The sequence below is a fragment of the Bacteroidota bacterium genome (assembly GCA_037133915.1).
In the GTDB taxonomy this organism is placed as follows: Bacteria; Bacteroidota; Bacteroidia; order Bacteroidales; family CAIWKO01; genus JBAXND01.
Genome location: JBAXND010000077.1, coordinates 1 through 12,825, shown reverse-complemented (window position 1 = coordinate 12,825; position 12,825 = coordinate 1). Strand labels below are relative to the sequence as shown.

The 12,825-nt window shown below is 40.0% G+C and carries 10 protein-coding genes and 1 tRNA gene; 4 read left to right on the top strand and 7 right to left on the bottom strand.

Features of this window, described 5'->3' with window-relative positions:
• From WCM76_16060 to WCM76_16045, 4 genes are all read left to right on the top strand, one after another.
• The coding region (locus tag WCM76_16060; GenBank protein ID MEI6767145.1) for a hypothetical protein at window positions 1-568 on the top strand (568 nt) is incomplete at its 5' end.
• Window positions 553-1,209: a hypothetical protein gene (locus WCM76_16055; protein ID MEI6767144.1), complete on the top strand. Its 657-nt coding sequence runs from the start codon at window positions 553-555 to the stop codon at window positions 1,207-1,209. The genes WCM76_16060 and WCM76_16055, both read left to right, overlap by 16 nt.
• Window positions 1,210-1,402: 193 nt before the next feature.
• Window positions 1,403-2,380: a ParB/RepB/Spo0J family partition protein gene (locus WCM76_16050; protein ID MEI6767143.1), complete on the top strand. Its 978-nt coding sequence runs from the start codon at window positions 1,403-1,405 to the stop codon at window positions 2,378-2,380.
• Window positions 2,380-3,219, top strand: a complete 840-nt coding sequence (locus WCM76_16045; GenBank protein MEI6767142.1) for a hypothetical protein — start codon at window positions 2,380-2,382, stop codon at window positions 3,217-3,219. The genes WCM76_16050 and WCM76_16045 overlap by 1 nt, the downstream gene beginning before the upstream one ends.
• A gap of 223 nt (window positions 3,220-3,442) precedes the next feature.
• Here the strand turns inward: WCM76_16045 and WCM76_16040 are convergent.
• The 7 genes from WCM76_16040 to epsC all read right to left on the bottom strand — a co-directional run bounded on the left by WCM76_16040 (window position 3,443) and on the right by epsC (window position 12,431).
• Window positions 3,443-3,516, bottom strand: a tRNA-Arg gene (locus WCM76_16040).
• A gap of 121 nt (window positions 3,517-3,637) precedes the next feature.
• Entirely contained in the window at window positions 3,638-4,966 is a 1,329-nt protein-coding gene (locus tag WCM76_16035) for an ATP-binding protein (protein ID MEI6767141.1), read from the bottom strand.
• A gap of 18 nt (window positions 4,967-4,984) precedes the next feature.
• The gene (locus tag WCM76_16030) at window positions 4,985-7,966 is read right to left on the bottom strand and encodes a response regulator (GenBank protein MEI6767140.1); all 2,982 of its coding nucleotides are present in this window, start codon (window positions 7,964-7,966) and stop codon (window positions 4,985-4,987) included.
• An 8-nt stretch (window positions 7,967-7,974) separates the two neighbouring features.
• Window positions 7,975-8,829 (bottom strand): CheR family methyltransferase, encoded by an 855-nt coding sequence (locus WCM76_16025; protein MEI6767139.1) that lies wholly within the window; start codon window positions 8,827-8,829, stop codon window positions 7,975-7,977.
• Window positions 8,822-10,135 carry a PAS domain S-box protein gene (locus tag WCM76_16020; GenBank protein MEI6767138.1) on the bottom strand — a complete coding sequence of 438 codons (1,314 nt, stop codon included), beginning with the start codon at window positions 10,133-10,135 and terminating at the stop codon, window positions 8,822-8,824. Before WCM76_16020 ends, WCM76_16025 begins: the two co-directional genes overlap by 8 nt.
• A 420-nt stretch (window positions 10,136-10,555) precedes the next feature.
• The gene (cysK, locus tag WCM76_16015) at window positions 10,556-11,470 is read right to left on the bottom strand and encodes a cysteine synthase A (protein ID MEI6767137.1); all 915 of its coding nucleotides are present in this window, start codon (window positions 11,468-11,470) and stop codon (window positions 10,556-10,558) included.
• A 139-nt stretch (window positions 11,471-11,609) separates the two neighbouring features.
• Window positions 11,610-12,431, bottom strand: a complete 822-nt coding sequence (epsC, locus tag WCM76_16010; GenBank protein ID MEI6767136.1) for a serine O-acetyltransferase EpsC — start codon at window positions 12,429-12,431, stop codon at window positions 11,610-11,612.
• Between the last annotated feature and the right edge of the window lie 394 nt (window positions 12,432-12,825).

The window sequence follows — 12,825 nt, the reverse complement described above, 5'->3', positions numbered from 1 at the left end:
CCGGGCTTATGCTTCGGCTTCTTTCAAACTTTTACCGGACAACAGTGATTATTTTAAGCAGTTTGACTTATCAGATGGTGATAATCAAAAAAAAGTTAAATTGTCTTTACGGCATTTTACAACAACAGAAACAACCTATAATGTAATTGACGAGGGTCTGTTGATTACTACTGGTGATTACAACTACCAACTTTGTTTTAAAAATGGGATTATCGAACTTTTTAGAAACAAATTTGAAACAGCAAATTTACTTAACCCTGTACTGCATCATATTAAACTTGATGATGTCTTTTTAATAATCAATAGTTTTCTAAAAGGAGCGGTAGAACTACACAGCAAACATTTCAAAACACCAGAGCCTTTTCTCATTTATATTACATTAATAAATGTTCAAGGTTGCCTCTTATATTCGTTTACTGACCGTTTATTGACATTTGACCCTTTACCAAAACCAATCATACCTTTTCAACCAATTGAGGATAATAAATACTCAGACCCCTTAGGTAGAAAAATAAGAGAAACAATAATATCAGACATAAAACAAAATTTTGTTTGGGATACAATATGAGCAATAAAAATTTAGCAATCGGAATAATTACTGCTGTGGCTGTTGTTTCAATTCTGACAGCAGTATACTTCTATATGGAAGATAAAAATAAAAAGAAACGAATTGTAAAATTAGAGGAGGGCAGATTAAAGTTAATTTTGGATTCCTTGAAACAAAACCCAAATCTATCAGACGAGGTTAAAAGTCAACTTAAAGAATTGATTTATGAGTTTGAAAAAATTGATATTGATGTAGCTGAAGAATTGACAGAGGCGTTACAACTTTTTCAAATCGGACAAGTTGAAAATGCAATAGAAGATTTAGTTAAAATCATAGGACATATGCTGGAACAGTATTATGCCAAACAACCTGAGTTTAAAGATTGGTTAAAAAAAGAAAAGAAAAATAAAAGTAATATTGACATTCACGACTTGCTTACTTTTTGTCATAAGGTTGATAAGAAAATTAATGAAATAGAGTATCAATTTTTTATTGCAATTAAGACAATTAGAAATAAAGAGGCTCATAAAGTAAATTTAAAATTAGATAATTACCTCAATGCATCTGCTATTATTACTTCGATAGGAGCAATAATAAAGATTGCTAATATTGCTTATCCTGCAGTGGACGAACAACAAAAGCAAATAAAAAACCACGCATAACTTTCGCATTGCCGCGATGTTGTTTTTTTTGGGTTGACGTGGGGCAGAACGGGCAGCGCTTTCTATAACCTGTTGTGCAGACAGAAAGGGCAGTGCTCTTAAATCCCTCCCATAAACACGGCGGCAATATGCTGCCCGTTAGTGGTAATGCAAGAGATAATACTGAATTCAATAATAATAAAAAGTAAAATTTATGGACACTCAATACAAAGACAGAATTCAAACTATTCTACTCTCACAAATTGAGACAAATCCACTTAATCCTAGAAAAAGATTTGTTGACGAGGAGTCAGATACACTTATTGAATCAATCTTATCCAAAGGATTATTGAATCCTATCATTGTTTATAAAAGGAAAAAGGACAATAAATATATAATACTCGACGGAGAAAGAAGATTCAGAGCATTTCAAAAAGTGAACTTTAAAGAAATTGCATGTCATGTATTGGAAAATGAACCATCAGAGCTGGAGAATTTATCTCTTATGTTTCATATACATAATGTAAGAGAAGAATGGACGGACTTTGCTATTGCTCAAACATTAATAAAAGTAATAGACAAAATGGGCAAAAGTATTCAGTCCCTTGAAAGACCCGATAAATTGGAACTAGCAAAACTTACCTCTCTTTCGGAGTACAAAATCAATAAGTATCTATTATTTTATGACTACCCACAAGGAATTATTGACAAGTTTCTTGAATCGGAGAATATGGACGAGCCCATTAAAGGTATGGACCCCGACATTTTATCTGAAATGCATTCCCCAATTAAATTAATAGAAAAAGAATTACCAGAATTCCTAAAAAAGTATAGTAAAGAACGAATTATAGATGCTTGTGTAAAAAAGAAAGCAAACGATATAATTAAAACTAATCGTGACTTTCGATTATTAACAAAGTCATTGAACGCAATGAAAAAAGGCAATGTTAGAAAGGAAGTAATTTTTGAAAAACTTGAAGCATTTGTGAAAGAATTGGAAGTAACACCCCTTTCTATATTTGAAGAAACTTCAGAAACTATATATCAAGTTGACTCAATATTAAAAAAGACAGAAATCTTAATAAAAGAGGTCCAAAACTTAAATCTTAATCAAGTCACAAAAGAAGAACGCAAGCAAATCAAAGAATATATTGATAAACTTTCATTAATCCTCATATCAAAACTGAATTAATGAATAGCAAGGATAAAATTCTCAGTCAATTATTCAAAGCTGGATATACTGAGGCCAAGAAAGTGAAATTGCCAACATCCCTTTTATGGCAGCCTGACCTTATTTTCACCAAGAATTCGGAAACATATTATGTACTTTTACGATCTACAAACACCATACTTCCGTCATTTTTGAGCCGGATTTCTAATTCAAGCTCAAAATGTAATTCTCTAATTATTTTTGAAAAAAAATGTAGTAAGACAGAGGAGAATCAAATTATTTCTTTTGGCATAAGTGTTGGTTATTTCATTCAGGGAAAATTAACTTTAAAGTTAAGAAGCCAAGTTAAAGCCGTTGCAAAGGAAGCCAAGAAGAAATTACAGGTGATTGATATTTTTGTCAGCTCCAAGCAAGGCATTAAAGAAAGAGAATTTGTCGCAGGCAGAATAGAAGCTTTAAGAAAGATAAATAGGTATCCATTTAACCCGCCTAACCTGATCGAATATGACAGTTTTGCAATAAATAAATTATATAAACATATAGATACCGTTTTAGATTCATGCGATTGGATAATTATTATTCTTGAAGATAATTTTTCTAATCCAAAAATTGTTCGACATGAGATTCACAGGGCCGTAAAAAAACTAAAACATGAAAACATCTTTATGTTTGTTAAATCAACCAAATTATGTCAACAGGGTTGGAAAAGGGAACTTGACTTTATCAAAGCATTAATTCCTCCGTCAATTAAGTATTTGCCATTCTCAGACATTAGCGATTTAGAAGTAACCATGACTAAAGCAATACATCTCAGAATGAGTAAGATTTTTAAAAAACAAAAAATACAGACTGTAAATTAAATTCACTACCGCTGAAGCCATTTTAAGGCAGCCAAAGTGGATGGGCGAAAAAAAAGGTATTGTTTATTGGAAATAATATTTGTCCAGCGACACTGTGGTCCAACCTGAACTTGAGCCGAGGACTACCTGGGTAATATTAATTTGAATCAAAGGATAGTCTTAGAAATCGAAAAATGTTTAAACCATGTTTAAACCAGTTTTTCAAAAACCTCCGCTTTTCCAGTGATTCCGGCGCGATTCGAACGCGCGACCCACAGCTTAGAAGGCTGTTGCTCTATCCAACTGAGCTACGGAACCCTATGTTTTTCCGGATATCAAAAAATGATTAAGCAGATGTAAATTGCTCCGGAAACGGACGCAAAGATATAGAAAAATTGTTTGTCCTGCAAGAAGGTGCTGTTCAAAATACCTGTGGGTATCAGCTTCTCGGCAGTGAAATGTAAAAGGTAGCTCCTTTATCCTCTTCTGCTTCGGCCCATACGCTTCCGCCATGCCGCGTTATGATGTTACGCACGTTCGCCAGTCCTATGCCCGTTCCTTCAAAGCCTTTTGATGAATGCATACGTTGAAATACACCGAATAGCTTCTGCGAATATTGCATGTCGAAACCTACTCCGTTATCGCTGATGGAAAAAATATATTCATGCTCCGATTCCCGGCAATCTATTTTTATTATCGCCCTTTCTCTGTTCTTCGAGTATTTGATGGCATTGCCGATAAGGTTAATCCAAACAAGTAACAACAAACTGTAATCGCCCTTTATTACAGGCAGGTCTGATATCTGCCAATCGATTCTGGCTTCATCCTGCGGCACTACAACCTGAAGCCTGGCGCCCTCAACCACTTTATTCATATCCAGCTCGGTCGTCAGGATTTCCTTGCGGCTCGTTCTCGAAAATTCAAGAAGGTCATCAATCAATACGGCCATCAACTTGGCATTTTTTATAATCGTCTCCAAAAAATGCTGAGCCTCTTCGGGCAGATTTTCTTTATAATCGCTGGCAAGCATATCGGCAAAACCGCTGATATGACGTAAAGGCGATTGAAGGTCATGTGAAATGGAATACGAAAACGACTCAAGGTCTTTGTTGGCCGCTTCAAGCTGAGCCGTTCGCTCTGTTACGCGCAGCTCCAGTTCTTCGTTCAGTTTACGCACTTCTTCTTCAACCCGGCGACGTTCTTCGTTCTCCGATTTAAGGTCTTCCAGAAGATTCAGTGCCGCATGTTTGCTTGACTGAAGCGCGCTTAAGGAGGATTTTAGTTCACGCTCTGTTTCTTCACGCATTTTAAGCTCATTCGACAACTTCAGCGTACGCTCCTGAACAAGCTGTTCGAGCTGTATGTTTTCTTCCCGAATCTTGTCTTCCGATTTTTTCATCCGAACCATCGACGATACCTGAGCCGTTAGCTCAGCGATTTCTACCGGCTTGGTGAGGAAGGACTCTGCGCCAATCTTCAGAACTTTGATTCGGCTCTGACGGTCTGTTTTAATGGCCGTAAGAACAATCACCGGGATGCGGTTCAGCACTTCATCGTTCTTTAAAATCCTGCATGTTTCAAAACCATCCATTACAGGCATGGCAAGGTCGAGCAGAATAACATCGGGGCGCTCTGTGCGTGCCATCAATATGCCTTCTTTCCCCGAGTTGGCTTTTATGGTGCGCGAATCGGGAAACGCATCCGAAAGCATCGCACTCAGTACGGTCAGGTTGTCGGGGTTATCATCAATCGCTAATATTTTTATCATGCCCTAAAATTGATTGAACTATTCAATATACTTTTTCAGTGTGTTCTCAAATTCATCAAGGTCAACAGGCTTCGAAATATAATCGTCGAAACCATAATTCAGGATGTGTTCACGGTCGCCTTTCATTACACGGGCAGTGAGCGCAATTATGGGTATTTGAGTCAGGCTGCTGTCTTTTTTAAGTTCGTCCAAAACAGCATAACCGTCCATGCCCGGCAGCGAAATATCCAGAAGTATCAGGTCGGGTGGATTGTTTTTCGCTTTTTTAATACCGTCAGCGCCATCTTCTGCTACCGTAACAAAATGGTTTTCGCCAATAATTGCTTTCACCGTCATTACATTATCGGCATTGTCTTCGATAACCAGAATGCTCGCTTTCCCTTTTTTTATGTCAATATGTTTGGTTCGTTTTTGCGACTTTTCAGGCGCAGCTTTTTCGCCAAAGATGCTTTGTACAATAACAAGTAACTCCGATTTGCTCACATCGCCTTTCTGAATGAGCTGATGTACGTTATTTTGAGATAGTTTTTTCAGCTCCTCGTTGCTTAGATATTTAGAGGTAAGAATTACTACCGGAATCTTGGCTGTTTTAACCGTACCGCGAATGTTCTCCAGTACCTCAAACCCGTCCATTTCGGGCATCATAAGGTCAAGAATAATGGCATCGGGTATTTTGAAATTCACAAACTCCAGTGCTTCAAGACCGTTTCGGGCAACCTGAATATGGAAGCCTTGCTGTTCCAGTATTTCTGTCAGTTGTACAATCGCAGCTTCGTTATCTTCCACTATCAGGAGTGTTTTTAACGGAGCATTCGCATCTCTTATAAGCAGCGGTTGCATCAGTGAAGGGCGCTCAATGCTGTTCATGAAATCGCCGGCTTCCTCAGCGCGTTTTTCTGAAGGTTCAAGCGGCAGTATTACGGTAAACAAAGAGCCTTTTCCCACGGCGCTTACTACATCTATTTGGCCATCGAGCAGCAGGCAATACTTTTTAGCAATGGCAAGTCCGAGTCCGGTGCCTTTGTGCTTGCGCGATGAGCTGCCGTCGACCTGAAGAAATTCATCAAATATCTGCGACAGATTTTCAGCCGGAATGCCGATGCCTGTGTCTTTAATGATAATATGAACGTGGTCTTTTACTACGGCGGCGATAATCTCAACAGAGCCTTTATCGGTGAATTTTACCGCGTTGTCAAGCAGGTTTTGCAAAATGTGATGGCACTTGGAAACATCGCTTTTCAGCAATGGAAGGTCATCCGGAATTTTATTCAGCAGCAGTATGCCTTTTTCGTCGGCGGCAGTTTGCAGCTGCTCAATGATTGAATTTGCAAGGTCTTTTATAGAGAAGCTGTTATAACGATATTCCACTTTTCCCGACTCAATCCTTGAAAGGTCAAGAATGTCGTTGATGAGGTGCAGCAGCAGTTTGCCGTTTCGTTCTATGATTTCAAGATAACTGTATTCTTCTTCCGGAATGCGTTTTTCAAGTCGCTTATTTAACACGCCCGATAACGCAATTACCGAATTCAGCGGCGTTCTCAGTTCATGACTCATGTTTGAGAGAAACTCACTTTTCAGGCGGCTCGCTTCGTTGATCTGTCGTTTCTGCATTTCCAGCTCTGCATTTTGCTCGTGCAGTTCTTCGGTTTGTAATTTGAGTTCTTTCGACTGGTTTTCAAGCAACGAATTCTGATTGTCGAGCGCTTGCGAATACTCCCGTATTTTGTCTAAAATGATTGCTTTGTTTATACCGATGCTGATATTTTTTTCGGAAATGGTGAGCAGGTCAAGCATCTTGGTAGTGTAATTGTAAACGCTTGCCAGAGAAATAATGGCAAGAACCTTTTCCTTCTGTGTTATCGGGATATTCAAAATTTCTTTGGGTCTGAAAGTGCCCGCTACCGTTACAAACTCAAATATAGTATCGTCGGGGATGTCTTTTATATGAACGCGCTTTTTTTCGAGAAGTACACGACCAAATTCTCCTTCAAAATTAGTGCCTGAAAAACTATGGACCTTTGCACCCGACATCCCTGCAGAAAACAATGGTTCGAACATGCCCGAGGCTTCGTCCAGAAAATAAATGACGCCAAGGTTGGAATTTGTTTTTACAAGTAACAGGGAAACTAAATTCTGAGCTGCCGACATCAGGTCTGTGTTGTCAAGAAACACGTATCCCACTTCGGCAGCATCCGATTGAATATTCAGCTCATGTTCTATACTTTCGGCCATGCGGTTGAATGATTGTGCAAATTGTCCCATCTCATTATTGGAAACAATTTTGGAACGTGCCGAAAAATCGCCTCGCTGCTGTTGTTCCGCAACCCCCGTAATTTCTTTGAGCGGGATGCTGATGCTGCGGATAATCAAAATAAAAAAGACAATAATGAGCAGTGTCAATATGCCTATAATTGTTAGAATCTGAGTCAGCTGACTGTTCTTTTTGACTTCGGCGGCAGCATAAAACGATTTTGCCTTGGCCATTGCAAAATCTTCGAGACGTTTGATGCGGCTCATCATATCTCTCTCGTACAGCTCAGCACTGTGGGTTGTTCTGTAGGCTGCCTCTTCAATTTTACCCTGTCGGCGAAGCAGCAGGGTGGAGTCGCGTACCATATCCCAGTTGTTAAATGCTTCGTAGGCACTGTCTACTGTTGTTTTATTACCCAGATACAATGAATAAACGAGGTCGAAATTCTTTTGAACGGCAATTTTGTTGGCTTCTATTTTAGCAACATACTTATTAAGCTCAAAATCATTCTCCGATAATATGGCGTCTTTAAGTGAGCGGTGCATAGAAATTACATCGCGCTGTATTTCGCGCACGGCAATGTTCACTTTGAACGGATGATTAAACAGATCGGAGGTGTCTTTCCATATCAGGTTCGATTGCCTGACGGAATTGAATCCTATAAACGTCACAATAGTCAAGAGAATTCCGAATCCCCATGACAACAATGCCCGTATTTTAATGTGCTGAAATAGTCCCTGTTTTTTCATGTAGCAATTTATAGTTTTACAAACAAGTTAGATACATTAGAGTACGCTATAAATCCCTGATGCTGCCTTAACAAAGCTCTTTCAGAGGCATCAACCATCAGAAATCCCTTGGGTCTGAGCGCCCGGAATAATTTATTGATAATGGCCTGCTGAATTTCGGGTTTATAATAAATAAGCAGGTTGCAGCAACAAATCATATCAAAGCCGCCAAAAATGCCCGATGGCGGTGATGACGTATTCGCATCAAGCATATCATAACGGGAAAACTCCACGCCGCATTTCAATTCACTTTTTACGGTATAGCTGTTTTCGGTGTAAGTGAAGTATTCATCGAGCTGCGACAATCGTACATTCTGAATGCAGCGTGCATCAAATTTTCCTGTGGCTGCAAGCGCCAGAGATTCATCCGAAATATCGGTACCGAAAACAATGGCCGGGCTGCTTCTGGGATGTTTCTGCCGGAATTTGTCTGCAAGCATCATCAGCGAATACGATTCCTGACCTGTTGCACATCCTGCCGACCATATCCTCACCATGGGCGCTTTATCGGCAAGGTGGTGATTAAATAATTCGGGCAGCACAAATTGTTCGATAATTGAAAAATCAATCATATTCCTGAAAAATACGCTGTAAGGTATATTCATTGAATTGAACAACCTGTTGATTTCGGAAGCGTCTGATTTGAGTAATTCGACATATTCAACAGCCGAAGACGCTCCCGTTTCAGCTATTCTGAATGCGATGCTGTTCATGAGAAATACGTGGCTGTATACGCGAAGATCTCTGCCGTATTCTTGCACAATATAATTGCAGATAAGCTCTACGTCATTGCTCTGTGTATCGGTTAAGCCTGAATTAATCATTACCTACAACTTTGTATTTTGGTTTACTGCCTGATTTAACAAGCAGCTGGTTAACCTCATTTTTGAGTTCCATCATTTTTAGTTCCCGCCCTATCATCAGGTTGTTGAAACGTTCAAGTTCCAATGTTTTTGTTTTTATTTCTTCATCTCTTTTTATACGATCGTTTATGTCACGTATGATACCCAAAGCCTGCCATTCGTTTTTGATTCTGATTGCCGAAAGAGACAACTCAATCGCAATCTCTTTTCCGTCTTTTCGCAGGGCATGCAGGTTAAGTGTCTTGCCAATTGCCGGACCTTTTCCGCTGCTTAAAAATTCGGGAAATGCCGCCTGGTGTGCTTCATGATAGCGCTGTGGCGCTAATAGCATATGCAACTTCTTTCCCATGGCTTCCTTATGTGCGTATCCGAGAATCCGCTCGGCGCTTTGATTCCAGAAACAAATTGCACCGGTGGAGTCCATCATTAATATTGCATCCTGTGCCGAGTCGGTAATGGCACGCAAGCGTGATTCGCTTTCAATAAGAGATGCTTCTGCCAGTTTTCGTGCACTGATATCGCGGGTGATGCTTAAAATATAAAGTTCTGTTTCTAATTCAATAATGGAAGCAGACATCAAACCATAAACAATTGCTCCGCTTTTTGTCACAAATGGTGCTTCGTAATTATTAATGTATCCTTTTATTCTGAGCTCTTCAACAACGTTTTCTCTGTCTTTTTGATTCTGATAAATATTCAGTTTCAGTGAGCTGATACCTACAACTTCTTCATCTGTATAATCCAATATTTTTTTGAATCCATCATTCACCGAAATGAACATCCCGTCGCGCAGGCGTGTAATAGTAACAGCATCGGGGCTGGTCATAAAAGCCTTCCTGAATTTTTCTTCGCTTTTCAGCAGTGCCTGTTCAGCCTGCTTGCGGGCAGTTATATCATGCGTGAAACACATAAAGCGCGTAGGCGAAATTTTTACTGCGTCTACCGACCAAAATCCCCTGGTTCCGTTTTTACGCAGGAAAGCCACTTCACAATTTGTTTTGCCTGTCATGGCCATCATCCTGAAATGTTCAGCTGCCTGCTCCTGATATTCGGGTGCTATGAGCGATGAAATCTGCATTTTCAATAATTCTGCTTCAGTGTATTCAGTAATGGCACAGGCTGCAGGGTTCACTTCCAGACAAAGCCGGTTCTCGTCGGTTATAAACACAGCGGTTGGCGCATGCGTAATGTATCGCTGCGACCAGTTTTCATTTTGATTGTCGTTTGTTGTATTCGATTCTTCTGTAGAGGGTAGTTTTTTTTCCATGTTGAAAAGCTTGATAACAGAAAAATTAGTTTGCAATGTTTATTTTAGAAAGTGCCGCTAACAGGTTAAGCCTGATATGGGTGTAAAATACCTCTACAATTCAAAAAGGGAGTTCTTGTTTTTTATTTTATCAACTGCAATCCGTTTAAGATGAAGTCAATTACATTCTAAAGTTTTTTTAATACCATTTCAAAGATAGGACATAAAACGACGATTTGCAAACAGTTTATAAAATACCCAACAAATTAGGTAGATATTAACGTATGTGGCATTGGCAATGTGTGTGCAAAGTTTAATCGTCCCTGAACCTAAATACTGGTCACAGTAAAATGATGACGAAAAATCGCGTCAGTAAACTGAAAATTGTATGTTATAATCTGGCTTCTCAGCGCTTACACTGAATTTTCAGAAGAAATATTTTTACTCAAAGAGTCCTTCTATTGAAAGGTAGCGTTCGCCGGTATCGTATGAAAATGTTAGAATCCGGCTGCCTTCAGGTATTTCAGGAAGCATTTTGGCAACGGCGGCCAGCGATGCACCTGATGAAATACCAATGAATAATCCTTCGCTGTTGGCTGCCCGGCGTGCATATTCAAAAGCTTCTTCTTTACTTACTTTTATCACACCGTCGAGCACATTTGTATGCAGATTGTCTGGGATAAATCCGGCGCCAATCCCCTGTATGGGATGAGGACCCGGGGCGCCGCCACTTATTACGGGCGATAACTCAGGCTCAACGGCAAAAACTTTCAGTTTCGGAAAATGTTCTTTCAGCACTTCGGCGCAGGCAGTAATATGACCGCCCGTACCCACGCCAGTAATCAGGTAATCAAAGCCATCGGGGAAATCGGCGAGCAGTTCCTGTGCGGTTGTTCTTTTGTGAATGGCAATATTTGCCGGGTTGTTGAATTGTTGCGGTATCCATGAATCGGATATGGAAGATGCCAGCTCGGCTGCTTTTTCTATCGCGCCTTTCATTCCTTTTTCACGTGGTGTGAGTTCAAATGTTGCTCCATACACTTTCATCACTTTGCGGCGTTCAACCGACATAGATTCGGGCATTACCAGAATGAGGCGGTATCCTTTAACGGCGCAAACCATTGCAAGACCAATGCCTGTGTTGCCCGAAGTCGGCTCTATGATAGTACTTCCGGGTTTCAGCAAACCCTGCTCTTCAGCATCTTCAATCATGGCCAGTGCAATGCGGTCTTTGATACTGGCTCCGGGATTGGCTTTTTCGAGTTTTACCCATACCTCGTGCGTGTCAGGGTAAAGTTTATTTATGCGCACATGAGGCGTATTTCCTATGGTTTCAAGAATGTTTTGTGCTTTCATTGTTCTTAAAATATTAATTTATTCAACTTTTACAAAGTCCGTTTCAGCGATTCTGCTGCACCCTCCGACAGGCCCAGGGTGCGGTTTCGGTCGCTGGTTTCGGTCGTTGAGCCTGTCGAAACGTCGAAGCGCCGAAATATTATAAAATTTCACTTTTCGGAGGTCTTACTTTTACATCGCTGGTGTGATAAACCATTGAGTTGGCCGGAACGCTTTGCGTAAGCCATACGTTACCGCCTATTACGGAGCCCTGCCCAATGGTGGTTTCACCACCGAGAATGGTTGTCCCGGAATAAATTGTTACATCATTTTCAATGCTCGGGTGGCGCTTTTTCCGGCTGTCTTTTTTGCGAACGCTGAGGGCGCCAATGGTCACCCCCTGATAAATTTTTACGTTATCACCAATTATGCTTGTTTCGCCGATAACAATGCCGGTGCCGTGATCAATAAAAAATGATTTGCCGATGGTAGCACCCGGATGAATATCGATACCGGTTTTTTGATGCGCGTATTCGCTGATAAGGCGGGGTAGTATGGGTATCTCCATCAAATAGATTTCGTGCGCCACACGATGAACTGCAACAGCATAAAATCCGGGATAGGCATAAATTATTTCTTCCATGGAGCCGGCTGCCGGATCATTTTTTAATATTGATTTTGCATCAAGCACCAACAGGTCGTATATCTCCGGCACCTTGTCAAACAGGCGTTCCACACTGTCGTTCAGTTTTTGTTTCAGACAGGCAAGAATTGGAATAAGCAGATGTTTAAACTCAAGTTTGAGTTCGGAGAACTGCACTTCATAATAGTCTTTGCTCAGATGACTTTTATTGCTGATCGGAAAAAGAAACCCGATAAGGTTGTCGATGAACTCATGCGCTTTCTGCTTAGGAGGTATAAGTGGTGTAAAGGTTTTATTGCGTTGATTAAGCCTGGTAAGAAATGTTTCAATATTTTCCATGGTAGTCTGTATTTACTTTTTATTATAGATTAAATAAAAAAAATAACCCTTCTGTATTGCAGAAGGGTCGGTGCTTATTTGATGATGATTATGATTACGAATCAGCACGGTCTCTGCGGGCAAAATACCGGCAACAACAACAACTGACTGTGCAATAACGTGACATGCTTTTTTGTATTGAGGATACAAAGTAACAAAATTTTCCGGTTTTTTCAAAATGCTTTATAGCAGTAACAATAGGGTGTATACATACTTAGCTATTGGAGCATGGCAGTCTGATTGGATGAAATAGTCTTGAAATACGGTATGATGTAAGTTTTGGCAACGATTTTACGTAAAATAAATCACTATTGTCCGATAAAAATACAGAATATTATTTTGCAAACCGCAACAA